The 26,057-nt window shown below is 34.1% G+C and carries 24 protein-coding genes and 4 pseudogenes; 10 read left to right on the top strand and 18 right to left on the bottom strand.

The features are described from left to right. Positions 1-38: 38 nt before the first annotated feature. The 3 genes from AAE962_RS00595 to AAE962_RS00605 are packed head-to-tail and all read right to left on the bottom strand — an operon-like array spanning position 39 to position 3,457. A complete protein-coding gene (locus AAE962_RS00595) occupies positions 39-1,526 on the bottom strand; it encodes a UbiD family decarboxylase (RefSeq protein ID WP_343289144.1) in 1,488 nt (495 codons plus the stop codon). A 47-nt stretch (positions 1,527-1,573) separates the two neighbouring features. Next, on the bottom strand, positions 1,574-2,542 hold the full coding sequence (locus tag AAE962_RS00600; protein WP_343289145.1) for a hypothetical protein: 969 nt from the start codon (positions 2,540-2,542) through the stop codon (positions 1,574-1,576). Between the two features lie 21 nt (positions 2,543-2,563). Continuing rightward, complete coding sequence (locus AAE962_RS00605) at positions 2,564-3,457, bottom strand: DUF3857 domain-containing protein (protein WP_343289146.1); 894 nt, start codon at positions 3,455-3,457, stop codon at positions 2,564-2,566. 339 nt (positions 3,458-3,796) lie between these two features. On the opposite strand from AAE962_RS00605, the gene AAE962_RS00610 reads away from it, so the two are divergent. From AAE962_RS00610 to AAE962_RS00620, 3 genes are all read left to right on the top strand, one after another. Further along, the gene (locus AAE962_RS00610) at positions 3,797-4,537 is read left to right on the top strand and encodes a DsbA family protein (RefSeq protein WP_343289147.1); all 741 of its coding nucleotides are present in this window, start codon (positions 3,797-3,799) and stop codon (positions 4,535-4,537) included. Between the two features lie 195 nt (positions 4,538-4,732). After that, entirely contained in the window at positions 4,733-6,259 is a 1,527-nt protein-coding gene (locus AAE962_RS00615; protein ID WP_343289148.1) for a hypothetical protein, read from the top strand. 53 nt (positions 6,260-6,312) lie between these two features. Then, entirely contained in the window at positions 6,313-6,906 is a 594-nt protein-coding gene (locus AAE962_RS00620; RefSeq protein WP_343289149.1) for a TIGR02217 family protein, read from the top strand. A 74-nt stretch (positions 6,907-6,980) separates the two neighbouring features. On the opposite strand, the gene AAE962_RS00625 is transcribed toward AAE962_RS00620, so the two are convergent. From AAE962_RS00625 to AAE962_RS00660, 8 genes are all read right to left on the bottom strand, one after another. Continuing rightward, a complete protein-coding gene (locus tag AAE962_RS00625; protein WP_343289150.1) occupies positions 6,981-7,310 on the bottom strand; it encodes a hypothetical protein in 330 nt (109 codons plus the stop codon). 59 nt (positions 7,311-7,369) lie between these two features. Then, positions 7,370-7,744, bottom strand: a complete 375-nt coding sequence (locus AAE962_RS00630) for a hypothetical protein (protein WP_343289151.1) — start codon at positions 7,742-7,744, stop codon at positions 7,370-7,372. 193 nt (positions 7,745-7,937) lie between these two features. Beyond that, the gene (locus AAE962_RS00635; protein ID WP_343289152.1) at positions 7,938-10,616 is read right to left on the bottom strand and encodes a 2-oxoglutarate dehydrogenase E1 component; all 2,679 of its coding nucleotides are present in this window, start codon (positions 10,614-10,616) and stop codon (positions 7,938-7,940) included. 280 nt (positions 10,617-10,896) lie between these two features. Continuing rightward, the gene (locus AAE962_RS00640) at positions 10,897-12,237 is read right to left on the bottom strand and encodes an ankyrin repeat domain-containing protein (RefSeq protein WP_343289153.1); all 1,341 of its coding nucleotides are present in this window, start codon (positions 12,235-12,237) and stop codon (positions 10,897-10,899) included. A 322-nt stretch (positions 12,238-12,559) separates the two neighbouring features. Continuing rightward, positions 12,560-12,811, bottom strand: coding sequence for an IS4 family transposase (locus AAE962_RS00645; RefSeq protein WP_343288679.1), 252 nt, complete (start codon positions 12,809-12,811; stop codon positions 12,560-12,562). A gap of 105 nt (positions 12,812-12,916) precedes the next feature. After that, complete coding sequence (locus tag AAE962_RS00650; protein ID WP_343288678.1) at positions 12,917-13,180, bottom strand: hypothetical protein; 264 nt, start codon at positions 13,178-13,180, stop codon at positions 12,917-12,919. A gap of 54 nt (positions 13,181-13,234) precedes the next feature. Then, positions 13,235-13,588 (bottom strand): hypothetical protein, encoded by a 354-nt coding sequence (locus tag AAE962_RS00655; protein WP_343288677.1) that lies wholly within the window; start codon positions 13,586-13,588, stop codon positions 13,235-13,237. Continuing rightward, positions 13,542-14,018 (bottom strand): transposase DNA-binding-containing protein, encoded by a 477-nt coding sequence (locus tag AAE962_RS00660; RefSeq protein WP_343288676.1) that lies wholly within the window; start codon positions 14,016-14,018, stop codon positions 13,542-13,544. The genes AAE962_RS00655 and AAE962_RS00660 overlap by 47 nt, the downstream gene beginning before the upstream one ends. A 363-nt stretch (positions 14,019-14,381) precedes the next feature. Here AAE962_RS00660 and AAE962_RS00665 point away from each other — a divergent pair, with 363 nt between their 5' ends. Continuing rightward, the gene (locus tag AAE962_RS00665) at positions 14,382-14,537 is read left to right on the top strand and encodes a hypothetical protein (RefSeq protein WP_264336876.1); all 156 of its coding nucleotides are present in this window, start codon (positions 14,382-14,384) and stop codon (positions 14,535-14,537) included. Positions 14,538-15,049: 512 nt separating this feature from the next. On the opposite strand, the gene AAE962_RS00670 is transcribed toward AAE962_RS00665, so the two are convergent. From AAE962_RS00670 to AAE962_RS00685, 4 genes are read right to left on the bottom strand one after another with little or no spacing between them, the layout of a single operon-like run. After that, on the bottom strand, positions 15,050-15,526 hold the full coding sequence (locus AAE962_RS00670) for a hypothetical protein (protein WP_343289154.1): 477 nt from the start codon (positions 15,524-15,526) through the stop codon (positions 15,050-15,052). Between the two features lie 26 nt (positions 15,527-15,552). Beyond that, positions 15,553-16,263 (bottom strand): AAA family ATPase, encoded by a 711-nt coding sequence (locus AAE962_RS00675; protein WP_343289155.1) that lies wholly within the window; start codon positions 16,261-16,263, stop codon positions 15,553-15,555. Positions 16,264-16,302: 39 nt separating this feature from the next. Beyond that, entirely contained in the window at positions 16,303-16,713 is a 411-nt protein-coding gene (locus tag AAE962_RS00680; protein ID WP_343289156.1) for a hypothetical protein, read from the bottom strand. Between the two features lie 47 nt (positions 16,714-16,760). After that, a complete protein-coding gene (locus AAE962_RS00685) occupies positions 16,761-17,039 on the bottom strand; it encodes a hypothetical protein (protein ID WP_343289157.1) in 279 nt (92 codons plus the stop codon). Positions 17,040-18,182: 1,143 nt separating this feature from the next. Here AAE962_RS00685 and AAE962_RS00690 point away from each other — a divergent pair. The 5 genes and pseudogenes from AAE962_RS00690 to AAE962_RS00710 all read left to right on the top strand — a co-directional run bounded on the left by AAE962_RS00690 (position 18,183) and on the right by AAE962_RS00710 (position 22,863). Continuing rightward, positions 18,183-19,601 (top strand): AAA family ATPase, encoded by a 1,419-nt coding sequence (locus tag AAE962_RS00690; protein WP_343289158.1) that lies wholly within the window; start codon positions 18,183-18,185, stop codon positions 19,599-19,601. 445 nt (positions 19,602-20,046) lie between these two features. After that, positions 20,047-20,591 (top strand): annotated as a pseudogene (locus AAE962_RS00700) (ParB N-terminal domain-containing protein); the annotation flags it as partial. A gap of 137 nt (positions 20,592-20,728) precedes the next feature. Further along, positions 20,729-20,875, top strand: coding sequence for a hypothetical protein (locus AAE962_RS06700; RefSeq protein WP_410543847.1), 147 nt, complete (start codon positions 20,729-20,731; stop codon positions 20,873-20,875). 101 nt (positions 20,876-20,976) lie between these two features. Next, positions 20,977-22,631 (top strand): annotated as a pseudogene (locus tag AAE962_RS00705) (phage terminase large subunit family protein); the annotation flags it as partial. Between the two features lie 7 nt (positions 22,632-22,638). Next, positions 22,639-22,863, top strand: coding sequence for a gpW family head-tail joining protein (locus AAE962_RS00710; protein WP_343289159.1), 225 nt, complete (start codon positions 22,639-22,641; stop codon positions 22,861-22,863). A 131-nt stretch (positions 22,864-22,994) separates the two neighbouring features. Here AAE962_RS00710 and AAE962_RS00715 read toward each other — a convergent pair. Beyond that, a pseudogene (locus AAE962_RS00715) lies at positions 22,995-23,129 on the bottom strand (PDDEXK nuclease domain-containing protein); the annotation flags it as partial. A gap of 102 nt (positions 23,130-23,231) precedes the next feature. On the opposite strand from AAE962_RS00715, the pseudogene AAE962_RS00720 reads away from it, so the two are divergent. Next, a pseudogene (locus AAE962_RS00720) lies at positions 23,232-23,414 on the top strand (IS4 family transposase); the annotation flags it as partial. A 140-nt stretch (positions 23,415-23,554) separates the two neighbouring features. Here AAE962_RS00720 and purH read toward each other — a convergent pair. Then, positions 23,555-25,075 (bottom strand): bifunctional phosphoribosylaminoimidazolecarboxamide formyltransferase/IMP cyclohydrolase, encoded by a 1,521-nt coding sequence (purH, locus tag AAE962_RS00725; protein WP_343289160.1) that lies wholly within the window; start codon positions 25,073-25,075, stop codon positions 23,555-23,557. An 80-nt stretch (positions 25,076-25,155) separates the two neighbouring features. Beyond that, complete coding sequence (gene fmt / locus AAE962_RS00730) at positions 25,156-26,055, bottom strand: methionyl-tRNA formyltransferase (protein WP_343289161.1); 900 nt, start codon at positions 26,053-26,055, stop codon at positions 25,156-25,158. Positions 26,056-26,057 lie beyond the last annotated feature (2 nt).

Here is a 26,057-nt window from a genome sequence, read left to right on the forward strand (position 1 = left end):
AGCACACCTAAATACACGGCGGTAGTCTACATCATAGCTCAATCATCTGTCAACCCATATTCCTTCCACTTCTCTGTAACTTTCTTTATTATTTCCTCGCTCATTTCAATTTTTCTTCCCCATTCTCGTTTGGTTTCAGGTGGAAGTTTGTTTGTTGCATCAAACCCTATTTTACCTCCGAGACCACTTTCAGGGGAAGCAAAATCTAAATAATCAATTGGGGCATTCTCTATCGTAATTGTATCACGTACAGGGTCCATTCTTGTTGACATTGCCCACACCACTTCCTTCCAATCACGTATATTTATATCATCATCAACAACTATGATGAATTTGGTATATAAAAACTGTTTGAGAAAAGAGAGTATGCCCATAACAATTCTTTTTGCATGCCCTGGATAAGCCTTTTTTATCGATAATACCGCTATTCTATATGAACAACCTTCTGGGGGCAGATAAAAATCTACTATCTCCGGAAACTGATTGATGAGAATCGGCACAAAGATTTCGTTGAGTGCTTCACCAAGAATTGATGGTTCATCAGGTGGCTTGCCAGTGAAAGTGCTGAGATAAATAGGATCTTTGCGCATTGTAATTGCAGTGATGTTAAACTCAGGAAACTGTTCAACAGCATTATAGTAACCGGTATGGTCTCCATATGGCCCTTCATCTTGGTAATTATCCAAACTTACATATCCTTCCAAAACAATTTCTGCATGAGCTGGAACCTGAAGAGGAATAGTTTTACAATTTACAAGCTCAAGTGGTTTTTTTCTCAGCAGCCCGGCAAATTGGTATTCTGATAAAGTCTCCGGCACCGGAGTTACTGCAGCAATAATCGTTGCAGGATCGCTACCAATCACAGCAGCCGCAGGAAACTTCATATTTTGCCCCCTCTCCTTCCACCGTTTATGGTGACCTGCACCACCACGATGTGCAAGCCAGCGCATGAGAGTCGTTTTTTTATTCACAACCTGCATACGATATATTCCAAGATTAAAATTATCTTGCTTGTCTGCTGTTGGTCCTTTTGTGACCACAAGTGGCCAAGTGATAATCGGTGCAGGCTCGTTTGGCCAGCATGTCTGAATAGGTAGCAAACTAAGATCCACCTTATCCCCAGTTAGCACCACCTCTTGACATGGAGCTTTGCTTACAACTTTGCTCCGCATCGACAATACAACTTTTAGTAGAGGAAACATTTTCACAGCATCTTTGAAGGTTTTTGGTGGCTCAGGTGATCGCAAAAATGCTAGAAGTTTACCCAGATCCCTTAATTCATCAGAATTTATACCAAGTCCGAATGCAATTCTCTCAATAGTACCAAATAAATTCACTAAAACGGGAATTAAATTTTTGCCATTTTCTGTGACAACATTTTCAAAGATGATAGCTGGTCCCTTGTTTGACAAAACCCTACGATGAATTTCTGTCATTTCAAGAATAGTTGAAACTTCTTTTTTAATTCTAATTAGATCTTTTTTTTCTTCTAATGCTCTGATGAAGTCGCGTAAGTTATTGTACATATTTTAAAAATTTTAAGCCTTTTAAGAAGTGCTTTTCCCAGCACAACTCATTCACTTATTATTATAGAGGCTCTAGAAAAATTATTCTCCAATTCGCTTTTTAAGTTTTTATATTCAGCAGTCTTTAATTCTTCATTGGTAATAAAGCTTTTCTTTATGGTTATTAAATTGCTAAATTCGGTTCCATCATTTTTATATTTACAGAACCTATTTACATATAACCAAGGAGAATCTATTTCAAAATTCAAATTTTCACAGTTTTTAATTTTGATATCTTTTATTATCATATGGCTTTCCTTAGTTTTAGGAACACCAATAAAAAGGTCTGACACTTGGTCAGAAGCTGTATTGAAAACATCATTAAGGCAATTATCTCCTAAATTCAAAGCTGGCCCTAAATTTGTCTTAAAAATCTTATTTTTTTGCTGAAACTCATATTTGATTGTAAGATCCTCTACATTACGCAAGGTAAGGTCAGGCAATTCTAAGAACTTCTTTTCTTCTTCATCAAGATATACTCCACTAATCATACGAAAAACAGAATCTCTTAACTGCTCATCTGAATAATATAATCCAACACCTGTTAAGCCTAAGGCTGCTTCCCCTTGTACGGTAAGATGGCCATATTCATTTACAACGTTATCTTCTATAGTTAATTCACTATGGGATATCACTTTTGAATTTTCACCTTGTACAGCAGGAATCTTTATGTAATCTGCTTCCTCAGAATCGAGTACTAGAGCGTTCCTATCAGCAATGTCTGGGAAAATACCCTGTGCCATACTGACGGTATTAGTTGGATAAATCCAATATATTTTTCCATATCTATTTATTACTCTGAGCATCACATGATTAAAATTACCCATATTAGGTAATGCTTTAGGATTAGAAGTGCTAGTAGTTCCTCTCATAACTAAAATAGGTTGAACTTTATAACCAAGTTCTTGTAAAATAGCAGCCGTGCTAGCATAAAAGTCTTTGCAATCCCCAACTTGAGAATCAGCAATTTTCTCCAAATCTCTCGGAAAAAATTTTCCTTACACTGTACGCCAGTCTCCCATGTACTGAACTTTTTCATTCAATAAAGAAGTAACTGCATTAATTTTCTCCTCATCGGTACTCTCATTGTCAGCAAATTCTGCTATAGCTTCAAAAGTTGCAGGAAGCGGCTGATTGATAACGCTATGATATCCAGGAGCTAATTTTTTAGCTAAATCCTCCCATTCAGATAAGCTTGAAAGTGATACCCAAGTGTTGTGTTTTATGTTCAATATTCCATTATGTGGTTCATTTGTTGTGTTTTCATAAACTGCTTTCTTTAAAGCAATGCTTATAGAGTGTATATCATCATTTTTTTCCTCAGCGATTTCTAATACTTCTCTTGGATCATTAACTTTAATCTCCAGGGGTAATTCAGAATTGATTTTAGTATTTTCTGCTTGTAAATAATCCCCATGATAAGAAAAGCTCAAGCCATAAAAATTATCAACAGGAACCTTTTTGTTAACTTGTTTATACCTTAAATATACTTCTGTACCAATTTCTATTTTAGGAAACGATATAGTTACTTGCCTTAGCTGATCGAAGCCTTTACTAGGACTAGCTAGCGGTTTATCCTCTATCATGTCTTCAGTGAATATATATTCCTCTCCGTTATAAGCTGTTTTAGCTTCTAAAACAGTCAAATCTGCATTATCATCATTGTAGATTAAACTATACAGAGAAAATCTATCACGTCCAGACTCCTTGAGTATTTTTGCTTGAAGCTCTACTTCCGTTTCGTAGGTACCATCTATATTAACATTAATGTTAACATTAGAAAACTTAACCTCGACAGAAGCATCTTCGTACTTACTCCACCTTGCTTCAGATGTCGAAGCTACAAAAAATGCTAACATTGCTAAGTTAAAGACAGCTTTTAAAAACCTCATTTTTTACTTACATTTATTGAAAAATCATTCTATTATATCCGAACAACACTATCGGAAATGTAAGACTTAGTGTGTTCATATTACTTAGCGACGCGCTTACCGATATTATATGCAGCGATTACAAGATAATCAACTTTTTTGCTTACAATTTGCTAGAAATAGTGGTAAAGACTATCTAAATCTTTATAAATGCCTTACTCTGCAAAATTTTTCATCACCAAATCTTATGATGAACTTTACAAAAATATCTTAAATTTCATTTTATAAAGTTTGCATTTCTTGATAAAAATGTTTTAACATTAAGCATTTCTTTAATATTTGTATTCTTTAAGTAAGTATATGTCTAAGATACCATTTTTATTGATTTTTATACTTGCAGTAGCAAGTTTACCAGTAATAAACAATTGGCTTTCACACCGCAGTCAGAACTTAAATGATGATTATATAGGTGAGAGATTGGATAATTACATCAGTAAAAATTTTGATAGAGTTCTAAAAGCTCTCCAGGAAGAGTCAGCTAAAAATAGTTATGCTAATGCAACCAAAAATAAAATTTCTCAGCATAAAAATGAAATATTCGACTCTACTTATCCTTACTCAGGAAATGAAAATAGCAATATCATAGCTGTAGGTTTTTTTGACTATTCTTGTGGCTATTGCAAAGCTATAAAGAACGATGTAAAACAATTGATCAATGATGGCAAAGTTAAATACATCTTTAGAGATGCTCCAATACTTGGTAACAACTCTTTAAAAGCAGCAAAAGGTGCTTTAGCAACTTATTTTATCGATAAAGAAAAGTACTTAGATTTTCACTATGCTGCACTAGATCACAGAGGAGAATTTTCAGACAAAACTATATTAGGTATAGTGAAAAATATAGGGGTTAACGAGAACGATTTTAATAACTCTATGAAAAATAATGCAGACAAAATTGAGCAAATGATAAACAACAGCAAACTTTTAGTAAGGGATTTGGGAGTAGGCGGTACACCTTTTTTGATAATAGGAGATAGTCTTTTTGTAGGAAAAACTGATTTGAATATATTACGTAAAAAAGTGAATGAGTTAAAAGATTAATAAAATTCCTGCTTGACATCACAAGAAAGTTTAAGTATAATTAATTTAAGATATAGTAAGTAACAATATGTATAAGCTACATATTAGTTCAAGAAAAGTAGGTGTTTTTCCTTGCAATACAGCACGACCTTAAGTAATAAGCCTTCCTAGGCTGATTAATCTATTAAAATACAATTATTATTTTGGAGTTATAACATGAAAAATTTCAACAGAAAACCAATTGCTCTTTTTCGGCAAGTCGAAAAAAGCACAAAATTAAGTCAATTTTTATTTAAGAATCTAGACTCTTTTTATTCTCAAAGGCTAGAAAGACTAGTTTATAAATTTCGGGCACAAAAAACAAAAAGAAGTAGTTTATTGAATGAGCTAAAGAGAGCTTATCCTGAAAAGCTAAAAATAGGAGCTTCTATATCAGAAGGAGATTGCTTTTTTGACTACGTGGCTCAAGGATTGAATGAGATAAATATAAAACCTGGTCATCGTTTTACCGCAAAATCATTAAGAGAAGATTGTGAAAATTATGCTAGAGCAAATGCAAATTCAAATTCGTGGGTTTATAAAAAAATAACAGGAGATGCTGAAGAAGGAGGATATTTTGTAGGTGAAGGAAATTTGGATAGCAAAGTAATAGCGAAGGAAAGAAATAGCGAAGATGAAAAAGGCATATCTGCACAAACATACTGGTGTAAAGGTGAAGAAATAATAACCAAATATACAGAAGAGGAGTTTTTCATCTGGTTACTAGAGGAATATCGTGAAGATAGAGAAGGGAAGATTTTAGAGATTTTGAAAAGTAGGTATGGCACAGATGATGATTTGTTACTAGACGAATATGAAACAAGTAAAGATAAAGAAGAAGAAATAAGCGAAGATGGAAAAGAAAAAGGAGAAAAAGTTACTATTAAGCCAGATAATTCCAACTCTTTTTCTAAATATCTAAACAACATTAAAAATATGTCTACAGAAACTAATTCTCTAGCTATATGGGGTCGTCCAGAGATTGAAGGGAGAATGATATGTGAAAAGTACAAAGTGAAAATTGAAGTGATAGCACTAGAAGAAGAACCTATAGGTGGTAGATATATTACTACAGGTGAAGAAGGTGAAGGCGATAAGGTTGTTCGTATAGTGAATTACATGAGGCATTTTGTGCCACTTCTAAGTGAAATTTCTGAAGATATAACAGAAAGTCAACCAGTTTCTAATGAAGAAATCTTTGGTGAGGTGACAGAAGTTCCTGCTTCTGATCAATCAGAGCAAGAAGAACAATATAATATCAGAACTAGCAAATCAGCAATTGTGCAAGATCATGAAACACAAAAAGAGAGAATTAATACCAGCGCTAGTGAGCCAATTCATACAGATACAGTAATTACTATTTCTCATCAACAAGGGCAAGAAACACAACAAGAGGCAATAGAAAAGAAATTAATCAATAGTTGTTACAGAAGAGAAGCTATTTATAGCATAGCTGCTGTAATAACAGCTATAGCATTCACAGCATTTGCTACAGTTGCTATTTTTACCCAACCAATTCCTTCAGCATGTCTTGCTGGATTTGCTTTAGCCATTGCATGTGTTTGTGTATATCAGTTAACGCAGAGTCATCAAGACATTAACGAACTGAAAGGTAAGGTAGGAGAAAACAACACCTTTACTTTTTTAGAAGAAACGGGATTAAAAATTTATGGCCTGATTGATAAAGTAGCTTTAAAAGCTTAAGCTCTTTCTTACTTTATCTACACCAAATCAATTTGGTTTTCATAGGAGGAAATATGTCATTCACAGAAATTAGATTTCCAGAAAATATATCTTATGGTTCCACTGGAGGACCAGAATTTTCCACTGACATTGTAACAACTCATAATGGCTGTGAGCAGCGCAATATTAATTGGTCTCGTGCACGTGCCAGGTATAACGTAGCTTATGGAGTTAGGTCAAACGAGCAGATAACAGAACTCATAACATTTTTTCAGGCACGAAAAGGTAAAGCTATAGGGTTTCGCTTTAAGGATTGGTCAGACTTTACAGTTATCAATCAAGAAATTGGCATAGGAGACGATAAAAAAGCGACCTTTCAGCTGATAAAAACTTACATAAGTGGAAAAGACAAGCATACACGAACTATTAAAAAGCCAGTGCATGATACAATAAAAATTTACCTAAATGGTGAAGAGACAGAAAAATATTCACTAAATTATTCAACGGGAGAAATATCATTTATGAAACCACCAGCAAAAGGCACAATAATCACTGCAAGCTTCGAATTTGATGTACCAGTACGCTTTGATACAGATTACCTAAACGCTTCTATTGATAATTATGGTACCATCAGCTGGAACAATATTCCTTTGGTGGAAGTGAAATAAGTTAAACTAGGATGCCATAAAAATCAAGCGACACTGAGGCTCATATTTAAATGAGCCTCAGCATATTTTAAAGCCTATCGTCCATTACAATGTTCCACACTTGAAATTTGAGGAGATTCTAAAGTAGTACTTTCTTTTTCCTGTAAAATAAAAAGTTTTAACAACCCCTTGATAACTAATTTCCCAAACGTTATACCGTCTTTATCTAAGGTTCTATCTAGCATAAATTCTTTTTGCTGTAAGTAATTAACATAATTTCTATCTTCCTCATTCAGCCCTTGTATTTTGTTAATACAAGACAATACTAAATCCGAATTCTTCATTGCTAAAATTCCATTTACGAAAATATCTAATTTTGTTTTATCTTCAGCTAACCTATTTCTAATATCATCATTCTCAAACAAAATGTACTCTAGGTACAAAGCAGACTCAATAAGTATAAAGTCTTCTAAAGGTACTGATTCTAAACATTCGTCAATATAAGTAGTATTCCAAACTCAGTAATACATCCTTCTTTTCTCACAACACAGCAATCGGGAAGACCACGATACATTGATAGCAAAGAAAAAAGACGTATTATACTTGTACCTCTATCTTTCATTTCCTCGAGAAGCTTTCTATCATTTATTAATTTGTGCAAAATGTAATCCGTAGCAGCACCTGGTTTGCGAAAACGAAACATATTATTTTTTGAAAAAATAGCCTCAGCTAATTTTATAGACTTTTTATCCTCATCTATAAAAGCCTTTTTGTCTCTATTTAAGCGTATGATTTTAGCCTTGCTATCGCTGCGTAGTCTAGTTTGACCTATTAGCCTCTCAAATATTTCTGTCTTCATATATATCTCATATTAATTAATATTAATATGAGATATATTAACTACTTTGAGAAAATAAATAAAAATCTTAATAAATATTATACTTTTATAAAAAAATAAAAGTCTTTTTATATTCGTATGAGTATATAAAAGGTTTGATTGTTGTAAGTTATCTAAGTGCTAGAGTATAATTAATAAGTCTGCTTGAAGCCGCTCAGTGTTTGTACAGTTGTGCCTGCGCAACTTTCTTCAAAATTTCTGCTTGTTGCTGAGCATGGATATTATCATAACCACATGCAGGAGATGCAACAGCAGGTCTTGCAATGCACTTAGGTCTTTTTGCTTGAGCATTGAGGCCAGACAATACCTCTTCTATCAATGGGTTGACAAAGAACCATCCTCCCATATTTTTTGGTTCCTCTTGACACCATATAATTTCAGCGTTCTTATATTTTTCGAATTCATTGTTTAGTTTATCGTCCGGGAATGGATAAAATTGTTCTAAACGCACTACTGCTATATCGTTTATTTTTTGTGCTTCAAGCATTTCAATTATGTCGTAATAAACTTTACCACTACATATTACAACTTTACGTATTTTATCACTTGCAACTAAACCTGTTCTACACTCTGGAATTACCGTAAGAAATTTTCCTTCAAAGTCAGAAAGGTTAGAAACTGCGCTTTTATGACGCAATAGTGATTTAGGTGTAAACACCACTAAAGGCTTACGAAAATCTCGATTAATTTGTCGGCGTAAAGCATGAAAATAATTCGCAGGAGTAGAGCAATTAACCACCTGCATATTATCCTCTGCACAGAGCTGCAAAAACCTCTCTATACGAGCAGAACTATGCTCAGGCCCCTGCCCTTCATAACCATGAGGCAAAAGTAGAACTAGACCACTTGACCGCAACCACTTTGTTTCTGCAGATGAAATAAATTGGTCGATCATAATTTGCGCGCCATTTGCAAAATCACCGAACTGCCCTTCCCAGAGCACAAGTGAATAAGGAGAATCAAGGCTATATCCATATTCAAAACCCATCACAGCATACTCAGATAGTGCGCTATCTATAACTTCAAAGCGAGCTTGCTCTTTACTTATATTGTTCAGTGGAATAAACGTTTCTTCTGTTACTTGATCAACAAGTCTTGAATGACGGTGCGAGAAGGTGCCGCGACCAGAATCTTGTCCTGACAAGCGCACTCCTATTCCTTCTTTAAGCAATGACGCGAATGCAAGACTTTCAGCAGTTGCCCAGTCTATGTTGCTACCGGAATTTATACTGTCTATTCTGCCATCAAGTATTCTTCTGACTTTATTATTGAGATTAAAACTACTTGGAATATTGCTATTTATGTGTACACCTAATTTTTTTAGCTCATCTGGCGAGACACCAGAGTCCGTATAGTATTCATTCAAATCGTTCAACTTTGCTCTTCTCAATTTCGACCACACTCCATCAAACCAATCAGCTTTTTTTGGAGTGTAAGTCACTGACTCAGCAAGACTCTTATCCAACCTTACCCTAAATTCGCTGCGTAATTTACTTACTTCATCACTAATTAGGACTTTCTCTGCAGCCAGCTTCTCTTCGTAAATTGTTCCCGGAGTTTTATGCCTTGATATTTCTTTATACATAAGTGGCTGAGTAAAATTTGGTTCATCGCCTTCATTATGGCCATATTTGCGGTAGCATATTATGTCAATCACCACATCCTTTTTAAATTTCTGCACATACTCCATTGCCAAACTCGCGGCAAAACTCACGACTTCTGGATTATCTCCATTAACATGAAATATTGGAGCTTCTATTGATTTTGCTACATCAGTACAATAAAAAGAAGAGCGTGCACAACGAGGATTCGCAGTAAAACCAACTTGGTTATTGATGACAATATGCACGATACCACCAACTTTATAACCTTCAATGTTGCTCAAAGTCAGAGTTTCAGCAACCACTCCCTGCCCGATAAAAGCTGCATCACCATGAATTGATATTCCAAGCACAGATCTTGTATTTTGTTTTGCCCTTACTCTTCCAGCTAGAACAGGATTTACCGCCTCAAGGTGAGATGGGTTAGGACATAAACTTAAGTGTATTTTTTTACCACCAGCAAGTGCTCGATCAGAAGAGTAACCAAGGTGATATTTGACATCACCAGACACCTCAAGACCACTTGGATATGCAAGGTTGCCTTGAAATTCAGACAGCATTGCCGCATAATCTTTTCCCATCACTTTGGTTAGAACATTGAGCCGTCCTCGGTGGGCCATACCAAGAACTATTTCTTCAATACCAAAAGCTGCAGAATCACTAATAACTCTTTCAATTGCAACAATGGCTGACTCCCCACCTTCGATAGAAAAACGCTTATACCCAGGAAATTTCATATGGAGAAATTGCTCAAACATCTCAGATTCAATCAAGTGCCTTAGTATTTCTTTTTTATCCTGAGGGCTTAGCGTATAGACCTGATTTTCAATTTTCTCCTGCAGCCAAACTCTTTCCTCATAAGAGGAAATATGCATAAATTCAAAACCGATATTCTTGCAGTAAATATCTCTGTAGATTCTAGTGTCACTTGTAGGAGAAAGATTCAAGTATTTTTGATAATCTATTTCCTTATTTACATTCGGTGATAATGGATTTAAGTCTGCAAAAAAGTGACCATAAGATCTGAAAAAATTTGCTAAATCATCAGCATATACCTTAGCTTCATTCTGTGCTCTGCAGGGTTCTGCTTTATTAACTTCTAAATTGCTCGAAAAAATTCTGTACCAATCTTCTCCAATTGATTTATCGCCTTGCAAGTAACGGCTATAAATTTCTTCCACAAATTCGACATTATCGCCATAAAAACAGGAGTTATTTTTAAAACTGGACATAATCACTACAAAAGTATCAAATACTTATGAGTATAACTTAAGTTTTTTAAAAAAGAACTTTTTTGATCTTTGTAGATTAAGCTCATGCATTACCGCTTTCTCACAGATGTATGAACATTCATTTTTGAAGGTAAAATGCACAGCAAATGTTCAGTGCATTACGCCATTTATTTTTATGGTTTTGTCTATTTTATTTTGCCACTCTGCTAAACGGATATATTTAATTCCATTTTTATCGAGCAGATAATTGTCATATATTAGCTTAGTTCTCCTGTTGTACTTAAATATAAATCAGCATAGCCCTAATTTTTTTATATATTTTACTTCTTTCTCTATATTTAATAATAGGCTTGAAAATAAATAGTAAACCTATAATTGTTAAGCTTAGAGCTAGGATTGAAAGTACACAAAAGGCTTTGTGTTTACTATGTAGCTCTTTCAAGTAAAGCATCAAAAACCTACAAAATTTTTTGTAATTTTCTTCAATATTTTTTTTGCTATGAGCCTTGTCAATAAACATATCTATTGCGGTATAATCTTTACTACACTTAATTGCCCCTTTTTCTATTAATAGCTGAGCTATATCAAAATAATCCTTTTGAATAGTAAGATGCAGAGGTGTAAAACCTTGTTGATCACAAATATTCATATTGGCTTTTACTGCTAACAACATTCTTACAATTTCTACATGGCCTTTTTTAGCTGCAAGTAGCAGAGGAGTTCTGTTGCATCTAGTGACGGCATTAACGTTTACCTTAAGATCCAATAAGAACTTAACTGCTTTAGTATCACCATTATAGCTAGCTTTATGTAACCTGGTGTTACCGTTACAATCTTGGTCATCTACTTCTATTCCCTTTGAAACAAGAAATGTTACCATTTGCCTATTATTATGCTTAATAGCGCAATCCAGTGCATCAAAACCATGTTTATTTTTTGTGCAAATAAACTCTTTTAACTTAGCTTTTGCTTGCTTTACAATAAGCTTTACCAGTTGCATTTTGTTGTTATATGCTGCTAGAAAAAGCGTAGTATTATTTTCTGCATATTTTGCTTCTATGTTTGCACCTTTCTTTATCAGATATTCTATAATCTCTGCTCTACTTTCATAATGTGTAGTACATTGATAAATGGTCAAAAATAAAGGAGTACGAAAGTTGTTATCTTCACATTCAAGATTTGCTCCGCTATCAATTAAAATCTGGACGCTCTTTTTAGAACCGTATAATGAAGCTATGTGAAGAGGAGTATAGCCTTCCTCAGCATCTTTTTCATTAACTTTTGCGCCTTTTGTTATTAAAAAATCCATTAATTCTGTGTCATCTTGTAGTGTAGCAAGGTGAAGTGGAGTAAATCCATTTTTATCTCTAGAATTAATTGTCAGTTGATTAACAAGAAGTTTAGCAATTTTTTTGTGTCCATGCATAATAGCATAATGCAGTGGATTTCTATTTTCGTTGTCCACAACATTAAAGTCAGCTTCGTGCTCTAATAATGATTTTACTCCAACTAAATCGCCTTCTTTTGTAAACTTATGCAAGAGAGTGACTCCGCTTACATCTTTTGAGTTAATATCAAATCCACTTTCTACCAATTGATGTATGTCTTCCTCACACGCCATACCATTTTAATTAAACCCTTTTCGCATTAACAATACTCCCACTTAATTAAGTTTGAATGAATCTGTAAGAGATGTATCATAATTTATTTAAGTTACTAAATTCCGATATATTAAAGTCTACAATTTCGTTAATATATGGATTAAAGTGCCATTCCTTTCTTGTCATCCAAGTAGTTAACACTGTCTTAACTTACGATAGTGCCATCCCAGTGCTCCGACACTGGGATCCAGCCTTTCTTGTCAGCAAAAACTTAGAGTAACTTTTGTGCTCAAAAAAAACTCCTGGATTCCAGAATCATGCGTCAATGTTAAACACTCACTTTTACCCACAATTTTGAGAGGTCATGATGTGAAGCATAACTATGCTCTCCTTAAGATTTTCATAGCCCCGCCATAGAGTCATAGCCCCTGGTAAATTATCACTTTTTCTATTCATAAATCCACCTAATTTTCCTAACCAAATAATAGCTTGTTTTATTTTTGGAGGTTCTTCTGGCAATGTAGCTACTTTATGCTCACGTATGAAAAGGGCCTTCCACTCTTCATTGCTTAAAATTTTAGTACAGGTTTCCATGGGATTTGATAAAGCGACTTTTGTTAAATATAAAATTTTAAATGCAATAATGCTCTTTATAGCAATTAATTTCTGTAGCCTTTCCTTTCTAGTTAAACGAGAGCTTTATATTTTACATCCTGATTTTAAAACCCTGAAATACTCCTCAATTTTCCATCTTAGCTTATACCAATTTATCCTTTCTATAGCATCTAAAGTGCTATTAACTGGTACATTAGTCAGCAAAGTCCAATCAATAGCTTCCAATCCTTCAGGAGGATTTGTTTCTTTTGCACTTACCACATATACAGGGATTTTATCACTTATTTTATGCACTGTGTCTTTTGATCCATAAATTGAAGAAGATCTGATAGGTATATAGCCTTTCATATACTTAACTTCAATATTAGCTTTCCTTGATCTTTGGTTTCTATCTTTATTAACTTATAGAGAAATTTTCTTCTTTACTGGCAGTTGAGTGATGCGTGTTTGCAAATCTGTTTTTCCAATTTCAGTACAGATAAATCTTCTATTAGTTCGATTACGGATTACATAAAAACTACCTAATGTCTCAGTGATCCATAAAAATTTGAAGATATCTGCCTCTCTATCACCAAGGGTAACAAGTTGTACATTTGCAGGAAGGTTGTTTATGCTTTCTTTGAGAGCTGTTATCCACTTATAACTTTCTTTTTCTTCTATGGAGGTACGGTATTTCCTGTTTGCTTTTTCTTGTGCCTTTTCTTTTTCCCTAATAGAACGTGCCCAACATTGTTGAGAAGATAGACCTAAAGGCAATCCTTCCTTTGCTGACTATTAAGGCACTGTGCAACAGTAAACCCATTTTATTCTTCGTATAAGCTTTAGAAATACTACCTAGCCTCTTGGTTTTTATATGAGAGTCAAAATCCAAATAACTTGTATCTTGAACTGAAAAAACAAACTGATTTCCTTTCATTCTCTCCATAGTTTCTTTGTAATGGGAAGAATAAATTTCCTTATCCTTAAGCTTTTCATTGCTAAATAATCTGTATGCACCCTTAGCTTCTTTCCATCCACTACAGCTTTGATTAATTGATCCAGACGCCTTACCCTCTATACAATATCCTGTTTTAATAAGTCTCTTATTAAGTCTTGTATTTCCTAAATTAACGTGTTTTAACTCTCTTTCCAGCCATTTATCCCCTAAGCCATCAGTATATTGCACATTTGTACTTACTTCACTCATTTTAATCCCAAATTTATTTGGTATCCATTTTACTCACTTTTTTATTTGTGGGTAAAAGTGAGTGTTAAACAAAGTAGCATAGAATTCAAGAGGACAATTCCTAGAGAATTACTAGACCAAAAAAAAGGTAAGTCATGCTAATGTTATTTGAAAAGGACAAGCTAAATTTTTTTAATCTACAAAATGGAAAAATATAATTGATTAAAGATAACGATTGAAAGGTTGGAAAAATAAGTTAAAGAAAAGATTAATCGATATTATGCTGTATATAGTTGAATTCATAAGCAAGAATAGCCTTTTTACATTCTATAAAAGCAACGGGAAGTTGAAAAATCTGTTCCAGAAAATTAAAAGGTACCACTGTTGCAAAAGGAGCTGTTACAAAGGGCCATTCCAAAAAATGTTGAGATCGATGTAGAAGAGCAAATTAATATTGCAGAAATTGACACTCAACTATGTAAGTCTATCAATGAAAATAGCAAGAATCTTAGTATACTCAACCTATATGTGAAAAACTAGCAAAAAAAGCCCAAAATGCTTACAATGATTTCTTTTTAGCTGAAATAAAGCTATGTGATGCTTCAGAAGAAAAATTCATCTCACTCCAAAAATCATGAGATTTCAAGCATTCCCAACAAAAAATACAAAAGGAAGGTAAACGATGGCCCTCCCTCTGCTACTTATTGGCTAGCTATTTCTAAAAGAGGCTTATCATCTTAAGTGCTGAATATGTAGTACCACCAACAATAACTCCTGTTACTAATGCAGCTGCTATAGCTATGGCCAATATTGATCATTTAACACTGGCAATACCATATCTAATACCAACTGCTAATGCAGTTATAACACTACCAATTATTATTAATAGTTTTATTATGTATTTTTGAGAATGTTTGTCACTATTCTCTATTCTAGATATGCTATTTCAAGTATTTCTAGCCAACCATAAATTTTAGTTTTTTGCTCTTCATCCTGCTCTTGATTTTTTAATATTTCTAAGATCCCCTTAAGTCTTTTACAATCATGCTGGTCTACACCAGCAAAAACTTCTTTAATATCTTGTTATCTTCAGCTATATCTAAAATAGCTTTAATGCCTCTCTGATTATCAATAATTATAGAAAAGCCAAGCGGTGTTAGAGTGTGTTCTTTAACACCGTTGAATTTTAAATCTATATTTGCAGTAGTAAGAACTTCGAGACGATCACAAATAGAATGTGTACTGTCAAGACCTTCTTTATTTTTAAATGCCTGACAAAACTGATTAATTGTATAAGCATGACCCTTACGTCCTTCTGCACATATTAAGTCCAAGATGATTTCATATCTACGAGAACGTTCGGCATCTAGTTTTTCACCATAATCTTTATTCACTAGCCTATGTGACTCTGGATCAATCTCATACCAATGGTCATTAACTTTATCAACGCATTTTGGTGAAATGGAATGACCGTTACGTAATTCAAATATCAATTGACGATTGCTGTTTTTCTCATCAGGCCTAAACATGACCATTCCAGTAGTATAAAATCCCCTCAGACTACTTGCGCCACTAAAGCTTTGAAATGGATCTTATTCCAATAACTTCTTTGGCATTTTTTTGTATGATGCACTAAAATTACTCCAGCATCTGGATTGATTAGAGAACGCAGTTTTTCAACTCTCTCCTGGAGAAAGAAAATCATGGCATTATTATCATTTTCACTACCATGTTCATCAGCATCAAAAATGTTACGTAATGGATCAATGGTAATGACATCAACTGTACTTGGATCAAAGATCTTTTCTGCTTCAGTGACAATGTCTTTAATGCCGTCTTCATTTAAAAGCAGCCTTGTTTGTGGTGTAATAGCTAAATTACAGGAAATTAATTTACGAACCTCTGGATCAAGCTTAAGTTGTTTCATGCGCTCACACATGTAGAAATAACCAACCTCTGTTTGAAGATAAAGAATTCGTAAAGGCTTAGTAGGTGACATGCTAAGAAATGATTTTCCTGCAGCCATATATGTAAGCCATGAGATGAGAAAATCGCTTTTACCAACCTTCGGAGCTCCGCCAAATACTAAAAGACCACCTGGAGTTAAAACTCTTGGCTCAATAATATCACCTGGTCCAGAAGATTTTTCGTTTAAGTATTGATCTGCAAGAAAGAAGGTAACGTTTTTTCTACATGGTATGCGAATAGTTGTAGCTAAAAACTTTTCAACATCTATCTCTTCTTGAATACAATCAGCAGCATCCAAAGCTTTTGGTTTATCTTGAGGAATCTTAAGTGTGACAAGTTATGCAACACCAAGTTCTAAAAGTTTCTTTTCAGCGTTTTTGGCATATTTATTACCTACTTCATCATTATCTGGCCAAATGATAATATGTTTACCTTTTAGCAAAGTCCAATCTGTTTTCTCAATAGGTGAATTCCCCCCAAACATCTTCGTTGTTGCCGTTATGCCTTTATTTATTAAACTTTCAGCACATTTTTCACCTTCAACGAAAACAATTTCGTCAGATTTAATTATACCTGGAATATTATATAAAGGTCTTGGGTCCGGTGCAGTACTACTTGAGTTTTTTACATCAAAACAGCTATATCGTTTTTTTCCTGAAGTGCTATCATATCTATGAATTTTTGCTATTACTTGATTGTTTTCATCGTGGTAATCCCAATGTATTTCTGATTTATTTAAGTATTCCAATTGATTTGGTTGAAATGTTGAACGGCCAAGCCATTGTTCTATATCTTCTATAGTATCAAGAAACTTAATTTTGCCAGTAACATCCCGCCAGAGTCAAATATATCACCACCGTCGCTCGTGGCAAAATCAACCCATAATCCGGCTTTTTCTCCTCTTGCTTCTACTACCAAGCTTTTTCCCCTATCTCCCCTAATATTACCAACATAGAACTTACCGCCGTGGAAAGTACCATTTGGTAATAAGTAGGATAAAGATGATTCTATTCTTGAGAGTAGTTCTGCTTTTACTTCTGCTGCTCTTTCAAATAAAGCTTGCTTGTCATGCATATTGTTTTCTCCTGTTAAAATAAGCTATGTTTATTGACAAAATGTCTCTGATACATAGCTCATGATGATGTTCTTAAAGGCTGGTAATTTAAAATACAGTCATAAATGGGTAGAGAGATGTCTCGGTACCTTTTACTATAGTAATACCGGATTTCTCATAGGTTTTTCCGGAAGAGTAGGGAAATTTTTTTTCTAACAGCAAATATATGTTTATGAAAGTACATGTGTTCCCTTACTATATATTCACCAAAATTTTAAAAACTGTTCAGTATTTCTGAAAGAACTGTAGATAGGTTTTTTGTCCAACAAATTTATATACACGCAAATTCGTCCGAAATTTTAAGGAGTCAGGTTTGAGATTACGATGATTTTAGGCAGTTTAGATTATAAAATGAAATATCATTAAGCTGAGAATTAGTCTACTGTAGGGGAGTTTAACATAATTCAAGGTTACAAGTCAAGAAAACTACTATAATATCATAAAAGGCTGCTCCTTGGCTGATTTTGAGTGTTTCTTAGTTTAGAGAAAAAACCTATTATTATAAATAATAAAAATAAGGTATATGATAATACCCTATTTATATTTTATATTTCTCACTTCTATTTATTTTTTAATTTTGTGGATAGCTCTCTAAAAAAAGGAGGTGAAAATTGGAGATAGAAAACGTTAAATTCTTTTTAAAAAATTTTCTTTACAAGGCATGAAAACCGCGTTAAACTTACATGTAAGTTTCTTTTGTGATAATAAGATTACTTAAAATACCTTTTAGTTGAGTTTAGGGTTGTTTTATAAGCGATCTTTAATCAGGGGAGTAGTTTTTCTACTTAAAAATTGTGGCTAGCTTTAAAACATAGGTTTTAGCCTTTAGTCATTAAATTTCTATTCTGCTTATAATATAAATACCCTTTAAATTACAGTGTATTCCGTTCAAGATTTCAGCCAATTTATTGAGTATTCCGGAAAAAGAGGATATGATTTGTTTGTTCTTTAGGCATAGGTATCTAAAATTACAGAAATGAATCATTTTTTCTACATCTAAAGTTTATGTACCGCTTAAAATGGAGACAAAGATCTAAATTTATTTATTTACGTCTCCAATTTTATCGCGTATAATGGAGACAAAGATTTATATTTCGTATTTTATGTCTCCATTGTTTATTGGTAGAAAAACTGAGTTAAAGCAATTACTGGAGCTTACAGAAAAAAATACTACATCTTTTGTAGTAGTCAAAGGAAGGCGTCGCATAGGAAAAAGTCGTTTAATTCAAGAGTTTGGTAAGTATTTCGAGCAATATTATTCATTTATAGGTCTGCCACCAGAAAAGCATACTACAACATCCTATCAGCTTAATGAATTTTCTAGACAAGTTGCTAGACAATTTAATACATCTTTTGCTAGGTATGATGACTGGAGCGATTTACTATGGGCAGTTGGTGAACGTCTACTATCAGGAAAAACGTTATTGCTGTTTGATGAAATTTCTTGGATGGGCTCAAAAGATCCAACCTTTTTAGGCAAAATAAAAAATTTTTGGGATACGCAGCTAAAAAATAATAACAAGCTAATTTTCGTTGTTTGTGGATCAGCTTCATCCTGGATCGAGAAAAATATACTTAGCAGCACTGGTTTCGTAGGAAGAATATCGTTAACTTTAACACTCGTAGAATTATCGCTTTCTGATTGCAATCAATTTTGGCCAAAAAACATTTCAGCATATGAAAAGTTCAAGGTGCTTGCAGTAACTGGCGGAATTCCAAAGTATTTAGAAGAGGTAAATTTTAAGCATAGCGCTGAAGAAAATATTAAAAGGCTTTGTTTTACAAAAGGTGGGTTTTTAGTTGAAGAATTTAATCAAATATTCTCAGATTTATTCATGAGAAAAACGGCTTTTTATAAGCAAATAGTCAGAGCTCTTTCTACTGGAGCTAAAGAACAAGAAGAAATTTGTGCTACTTTAAATATCGTAAGACATGGACGCATTTCCGAGTATCTACATGAGCTTGAGCTTGCTGGTTTTATTGCAAAAGATCATACTTGGAGTATAAAAACTGGTACTGATTCACGACTCAGGAGATACAGACTTCAAGATAATTATTTAAGGTTTTATCTAAAATATATCGAAAAAGATCTAGGGAAAATTAGTCGTGACACCTATTCTATAGGGTTCTTACCAGAGTGGTATACAATTATTGGGCTTCAATTTGAAAATTTGGTGCTGAACAATAGAAAGAGCATACATAATATCTTAGGGATTGATGGAATAATAAGCGAGAATCCATTTTTTCAGAAGAGAACGCGTAATAATGCAGGTTGTCAAATTGATTATATGATTCAAACGAAGTTTAACACTCTCTACATTTGCGAAATCAAATTTTCAAAAAGTAAAATTGGTCATTCGATAATACAGGAGGTACAAAAGAAAATAGATACACTAAATCGTCCAAAAGGCTTTTCATGTCGTCCAGTCCTTATCCACGTCAATGATGTAAGTGATGATGTCATAGATAGTGGTTACTTTTCACATATAATTGATTTTGGAGAATTATTAAATTATAAGTAATGTTTCCTGCTCTATCTGACTCAAAAAAACAGTAGTTTCTACAGTTATTCTTAAGTTTATAGAGTTTGCTAACATTAGTATCTTTAAAACATTTTAGAGGGTTATTATAGCATTATCGGTGATCTAAATAATGGGCTGTTTTTATCAAAAGCTCATGTAATCTTTTCTAAACTTAAATAAACAGTTATTTCCAAAATGAAAACAACTCAAATAGTAAATTAGGGTAGGATTTTGAAGCTGTAAAGAAAAAAGGGGGTTCACCTCGAGACGACAACGAATCTGATGCTTTAGCTTTAATGTTCTATATTAGTAAAGATATTAATAGCTCATAGAAAGTGGGTCCTTTCGTCCATAATAGCGGATTTGGTGGTGCTGACCCCAGGCCTTCTTTAGCGTCAGACATATTTTAAATATTAACTTTTTAATTATTAAGAATTTAAATTATATGAATTTAGCAATCCACTATTATCCTACTCGAAATCTGGTCGAATATGAACGTAACCCACGTAAAAATGATGACGTAGTAAACAGAATGTGTGCTTCAATCAGGGAATTCGGCTTCGTATTCCAATAGTTGCAAAAAGCGATGGTACTGTGGTTGATGGCCATTTAAGACTTAAAGCAGCAAGAAAACTTGGTATGGAGAGTATTCCAGTTGTTTTAAGTGATAATTTAAATGAACCACAAACTAAAGCTTTTCGACTGCTTGCCAATCAATCAGCTAACTGGGCAAAGTGGGATGATGATCTTTTGAGAGTGGAAATTCAAGAATTAGAAGATTTGCAGTTTGACCTAAAAATGACAGAATTTGAATTGGAAAAGGTTCAAAACTTTCTTGATGATTTAGATAGAGAAGAAGAAGATTTTTCTGACTTGATTGATGATGAAAAAAGGGTAGAAATAACAAAACCAGGGGATTTATGGATTTTAGGTGATCATCGAATCTATTGTGGTGATAGCTCTGTAGTTGCACTCATAGCTGCAATAATAATGAGTAATTTAATTCAGAAGTATATAGAAGAAGCGCTTGAAAAGAAAATGTTTATTGAACTCGAAAGTGAGAAAACAAGTAGTCTTAATTTAAGTGATGTGGAAATATCATCTAATGATGGTGAAGAGCTAGCAATATGATATACGCCACATCTTTTTCTGAAGGTTTAAAACCAGACCCAGAGCTTAAAGTATCAGAGTGGGCAAATGAGTATCGAGTTCTAGCAGCAACTGCAGCATCAGAGCCAGGAAAATGGAGAACGGAAAGAACTCCTTATTTATAGTGTTTTCTAAAATAAGTGATAGTGTGCTAATATACAGATTTGCAGCTTTTAGCAATTAATCCCGTAATGGAAATTTATCATTTATTTTCGAAACTACTATAAAAGAAATCATGGATTCACTATCTCCATCTTCTCCAGAGGAGAAAATAGTATTCATGAAAGGAGCGCAGATTGGGGGAACAGAACCTGGTAATAACTGGATTGGCTATATCATCGATCAGACACCAGGTCCAATGCTAGTATTACAGCCAACAGTTGAAATGGGAAAACGTTGGTCAAAAGGAAGATTTGCGCCGTTAATAGAAAGTACACCATGTTTAAAAAGTAAAGTAAAAGACCCAAGATCAAGAGATTCAGGGAACACTGTACAAAGTAAGGAATTTCCAGGTGGAATAGTAGTAATAACTGGAGCAAATAGCAGTGTAGGCCTCCGATCTATGACAGTAAAATATCTCTTTCTTGATGAGATAGATGCGTATCCAGGAGATTCAGGAGGAGAAGGAGATCCAGTACTGCTTAGTATTGCTCGAACTAATACATTTGCACGGCGAAAGATTTTTTTAGTATCAATACCAACGATTCATGGAATAAGCAGAATTGAGAAAGAATTTGAAGCAACAGATAAGAGATATTTTTTTGTACCATGTCCGCATTGTAATTATTACCAAAATTTAAAATGGTCACAAGTAAAATGGAAAAATAACGACTCAAGAACAGCACATTATGTCTGCACTGAATGTAGCGGCAAAATAGAAAATCATCAAAAGACAGAGATGCTTGAACGTGGAGAATGGAGAGCTACAAATCCAATAAAAGGTGAGAAAAAAGGTTTCAAGTCTTTATAGCCCGGTTGGCTGGTATAGTTGGACTCAAGCAGTAGAAGATTTTCTCCATGCAAAAGAAAGTGAGCAATTACTGAAAGTTTGGATAAATACTACGCTTGGAGAAACTTGGGTAGACAAAGGAGAAGTACCAGACTGGAAGCAACTATTTAACAGAAGAGAATTTTTTCCCGTAGGCACAGTACCAAAAGGCGAAGTAGTTCTCACAGCAGGAGTAGATGTGCAAAAAGATCGTTTAGAAGTGGAAGTTGTAGCATGGGGAAAAATCCGTGAAAGTTGGTCAATAGACTACCGAGTATTTGAACGAGATACAGTAGGTGGAGAAGTATGGAAAAAGCTTTCGGAGCTTCTGAGTCATCATTTTATCGGTAAAAATGGGCTTGAATATATGATAAGCATGATGGCGGTTGATGCATGGTATGCAACGCAAGAAGTATACAATTGGGTAAGAGTTCATCAAGTCTGTGGAAGAGTAATGGCAGTGAAAGGTGTAAATAAAGCGCTAGTACCACTTAGCAGCCCAAGTAGAGTAAGTTGGTGGTCAAAAGCTAAAGAGAGGAATAAAGCTATGGCCAGTTGGAGTATCGATATTAAAGTCAGAGCTTTTTCAATTACTTAATATTTTAAAAGAAGAAGAAGGAAAAGCTCTACCTGGATATTGTCATTTTCCAGAGTATGCACCTGAATATTTTAAGCAGCTAACAGCAGAGCAATTAGTCAGCAAGGTAGTGAAAGGTTATACCAAACAAGAGTTGCAAAAGGTAAGAGAGAGAAATGAAGTACTAGATTGCCGAATTTACGCAAGAGCAGCATCAATAGCACTGGGAATAGACAGATGGCCAGAGAGTAAATGGAATAGTTTGAGTGGAAAAATGGAAAGTAAAAAGCCTAAAAGAGTAAGACAGAGTAAGTGATTGAAAAATGTATAACGAAGAGTATTTAGTTCAAATTGAAGAAGCGATAAAGAAACTGCAAAATGGAGAGAGAGTAGTATCAATTGCATATGGTGATCACGTTGTTCGGTACGGAGAAGTTCAGATAAAAGATCTACTAAACTTAAGGCAAAGAATTAAAGCAGAGTTAAAAGTTGCAGGCATGAAGCCGAAGAGAAAGATTGTTTTTTCAACGAGTAAGGGGATCATATAATATCGTTGAAAGGAACCGTATGACAAAAATTATAGCAAAAGAATATACAAAATTTTTAGAGCAGCTAAAAGAACAGATTGCTACTAGTCGTTATAAAGCAGCACTAGCAGTAAATAGTAAGCTTATTGTACCATCACTACAAAACAACGTAGCTTCAAGTGGTAAAACAATAAATCTATGTAGAAATCGTCATCGCCAACATCTAAATGAAATTGTCTACCAACAAACGCAAAGCCTTCTCCTAGCTCAAGTAAAAACTTCGGGAGTGTTAAATAAACCATACGCGTCAAGTTAAGGAAATAAAGGTATGAAAGAGATAGAATAATAAGGTATAAGTTCTCCCAGATATACTTTTAGTGAGAGAACCAATGAATAAAATAACTTGCTTATCAAAAAAGCTCAAAGAATTTTTTAATGAAAAAGCAGATAAAATCTCAATTAGAACAGGGTTCATAAAAAGAAAGAGAAAGCTAAAAGGTTCATCGTTTATAAAAGCCATGGTCTTGGGAAATATAGGGGTTGATAATTGTAGCATAGAAACAATGTGTCAATTTAGATTTAGAAAAATATTAGAGCATTAAACTGTATTAAACAAGATTCTGATAGTTAGTTTTGACTACGTCGATTCTTCTGTAAGATTAAGTCTTGTCTTTTACAACTGTGGGGGTATAATTTTGACAGGATACAAAGCTTAATGGAGAAAGTTACGAACATCAGTGAAAAACATGGCAATTTTATTCTCATTTGCAGCTGCTATCACGTCTTGATCTTTCAATGAGCCACCTGGCTGAATTATAGCTGTAATCCCATGTTTTGTGCTTTCTACTATGCTATCTGGGAATGGGAAAAATGCATCTGAAGCAAGCACCGCACCTTTGCACTCTTCACCTGCTTTTTTCACTGCAATGTTCACACTATCTATTCTGCTTGTTTGCCCTGCACCGATGCCAATAGCACAACCATCTTTTGCTATAACTATTGCGTTGGATTTCACATGTTTACATATTTTCCAGGCAAAAATAAGATCTTCCTTTTCTTTTTCTGTTGTAGTACATTCTGTTACTCGTCTCATTTCTTCTGCTTTTATTGTATGGTTATTATTTTCTTGCACCAAAAACCCACCAACAACATTTTTAATTTGGTATTTCACATTTTGTTGAAAAGATTTATGAATAATCGCTCTTAAATTTTTCTTTCTTTGTAAAATTTTTAGTGCCTCATTGTTTACTGATGGTGCTATCACTACTTCCAAAAATATCTCGTTTAATTTTTCTGCTAGCTTTAAATCTATCTCCCTATTTAAAGCGACTATTCCGCCGAAACTGCTTATTTCATCACACGATAGAGCCTTTTCATATGCCTCTAAAGCATTATCACCAATAGCAACGCCACATGGGTTATTGTGCTTTATTATCACTGCTGCAGGTTCTTCAAATTCAGAAATTATGTTAAGTGCAGATTCTATATCTACTATATTATTATAACTCAGCTCTTTTCCATGTATTTTTTCCAACGGATATTTGGTAAATTGATTGCTATAAAATGCAGCTTTTTGATGAGGGTTTTCACCATACCTGAGCTCTTGTGCTTTATGTCCATATAGTGCAAAAAACTCTGGTAACTCATTATTTTTACTCTTGGATAAAAACCAACTGTGAATGCTAGAATCATAGTGTGCAGTGAGAGCAAACGCTTTAGTTGCCAAATGTTTTCTATATTCCAATGTTGTTTCATTGTTATTTTTTATCATCTCAGCTTTTAGTGCTTCATAGTCTTGAGTGCTAGAAATGACTGAAGTAAAATGAAAATTTTTTGCTGCAGCTCTAATTAACGCCACTCCACCGATATCTATTTGTTCTATAATTTGCTCTTCATTTGAGCCGCTATTCATCGTCTCCCAAAATGGATATAGGTTAGTTATAAGCAGGTCTATTGGCTTAACACCTAGATTTTGCATTTCCGTTTTGTGCTTTTCTCTATTGCAAAGTATTCCTCCATGAATTTTAGGGTGTAAAGTTTTCACTCTACCACCTAGTATCTCTGGAAATTGTGTGTAATCTGAGACCTCTTGTGTTTTTATTCCGGCATCAGATAGTGCTTTATAAGTATTTCCCGTTGAGAGAATTTCTGTTTGTTGCTGCATTAAAAACGATGCAAGATAAGTTATATTCGTTTTATCATATACCGATATTAAAGCTCTTTTGATTTTCATTTTTGTACAGAAAGTTTTTTAAGATTATATCTAAGAAAAGGAAATTTAGCTATTACATTTCTACACTAATTTAAAGCAGTCTATTCTATAAATTTTTTTACCATGCTTGATTTTAAGCCACGAATAAAATCTTCAATACTGCAAGGATTTCTCCCTTCCATTTGTACAACTTTAGGAATTAAAATGCCACCTTTTAAACTCATGTGCATGTTATCATTAATGATCTTACCTTGTTCTGAAGCGAGAGCTTCAAAGTCAGCATCAAGTATCCTGATACGTTTATTCTCTATCTTGATGAACGCTTTTGGGTAAAACGCTTTAACCTTTCTATAAGCAACCTCACAAGCATCACTTGCATAAATTTTATAATCTTCCACTTTGTCAGCGTAACATGCATCATTATCGTTCTGTTTTAAGGGAACCTGTTTTTCAATTTCGTTTAGCACTTTCAGCAGTAAATCACTGCCTAGCTTAGATAATTTATCATGCAATGTCTTGTAATTATCGTTCTTTTCGATAAGAAATTTTTCCTGTTTTAAAATAGGGCCGGAATCTAATCCTTCATCCAATTGCATAATGCTAACCCCGGTTTCTTGATCTCCTGCTAAAATTGTGTGCTGTATCGGAGCTGCACCACGCCACCTTGGTAGTAATGAAGGGTGAATATTAATACAACCATATTTGGGAATATTAAAAATTTCTCTTGGAAGTATCAATCCATACGCAGCAACAACTGCAACGTCTGGTTTGAAATTTCTAAATTTTTCTTGCTCTGCCGAAGACTTTAGAGAGATAGGAGTACATACCTCTATGTTACTTTCTTCAGCGGTAACATGTACTGGAGATTTCGTTGGCTTCTGTCCACGCCCTGAAGGTTTTGGAGCCTTAGTGTATACTGCTACCACTCCGCTCTTTGATTTCAGTAACAAGCTCAGAGAATTAACAGCAAATCCTGGTGATCCCATGAAAATAATTCTCATGG

This window comes from Wolbachia endosymbiont of Encarsia formosa (assembly GCF_039540065.1).
Taxonomy (GTDB): Bacteria; Pseudomonadota; Alphaproteobacteria; order Rickettsiales; family Anaplasmataceae; genus Wolbachia.

What these genes read in the sequence shown, in the direction of transcription:
- AAE962_RS00595 (WP_343289144.1), bottom strand. Translation starts at nt 1,526, where the DNA reads ATGTACAATAACTTACGCGACTTCATCAGAGCATTAGAAGAAAAAAAA.
- AAE962_RS00605 (WP_343289146.1), bottom strand. Translation starts at nt 3,457, where the DNA reads ATGAGGTTTTTAAAAGCTGTCTTTAACTTAGCAATGTTAGCATTTTTT.
- AAE962_RS00610 (WP_343289147.1), top strand. Translation starts at nt 3,797, where the DNA reads ATGTCTAAGATACCATTTTTATTGATTTTTATACTTGCAGTAGCAAGT.
- AAE962_RS00615 (WP_343289148.1), top strand. Translation starts at nt 4,733, where the DNA reads ATGAAAAATTTCAACAGAAAACCAATTGCTCTTTTTCGGCAAGTCGAA.
- AAE962_RS00620 (WP_343289149.1), top strand. Translation starts at nt 6,313, where the DNA reads ATGTCATTCACAGAAATTAGATTTCCAGAAAATATATCTTATGGTTCC.
- AAE962_RS00630 (WP_343289151.1), bottom strand. Translation starts at nt 7,744, where the DNA reads ATGAAGACAGAAATATTTGAGAGGCTAATAGGTCAAACTAGACTACGC.
- AAE962_RS00635 (WP_343289152.1), bottom strand. Translation starts at nt 10,616, where the DNA reads ATGTCCAGTTTTAAAAATAACTCCTGTTTTTATGGCGATAATGTCGAA.
- AAE962_RS00640 (WP_343289153.1), bottom strand. Translation starts at nt 12,237, where the DNA reads ATGGCGTGTGAGGAAGACATACATCAATTGGTAGAAAGTGGATTTGAT.
- AAE962_RS00645 (WP_343288679.1), bottom strand. Translation starts at nt 12,811, where the DNA reads ATGGAAACCTGTACTAAAATTTTAAGCAATGAAGAGTGGAAGGCCCTT.
- AAE962_RS00650 (WP_343288678.1), bottom strand. Translation starts at nt 13,180, where the DNA reads ATGAAAGGCTATATACCTATCAGATCTTCTTCAATTTATGGATCAAAA.
- AAE962_RS00660 (WP_343288676.1), bottom strand. Translation starts at nt 14,018, where the DNA reads ATGAGTGAAGTAAGTACAAATGTGCAATATACTGATGGCTTAGGGGAT.
- AAE962_RS00670 (WP_343289154.1), bottom strand. Translation starts at nt 15,526, where the DNA reads ATGTTTAGGCCTGATGAGAAAAACAGCAATCGTCAATTGATATTTGAA.
- AAE962_RS00685 (WP_343289157.1), bottom strand. Translation starts at nt 17,039, where the DNA reads ATGCATGACAAGCAAGCTTTATTTGAAAGAGCAGCAGAAGTAAAAGCA.
- AAE962_RS00690 (WP_343289158.1), top strand. Translation starts at nt 18,183, where the DNA reads ATGTCTCCATTGTTTATTGGTAGAAAAACTGAGTTAAAGCAATTACTG.
- AAE962_RS06700 (WP_410543847.1), top strand. Translation starts at nt 20,729, where the DNA reads ATGATATACGCCACATCTTTTTCTGAAGGTTTAAAACCAGACCCAGAG.
- AAE962_RS00710 (WP_343289159.1), top strand. Translation starts at nt 22,639, where the DNA reads ATGTATAACGAAGAGTATTTAGTTCAAATTGAAGAAGCGATAAAGAAA.
- purH (WP_343289160.1), bottom strand. Translation starts at nt 25,075, where the DNA reads ATGAAAATCAAAAGAGCTTTAATATCGGTATATGATAAAACGAATATA.
- fmt (WP_343289161.1), bottom strand. Translation starts at nt 26,055, where the DNA reads ATGAGAATTATTTTCATGGGATCACCAGGATTTGCTGTTAATTCTCTG.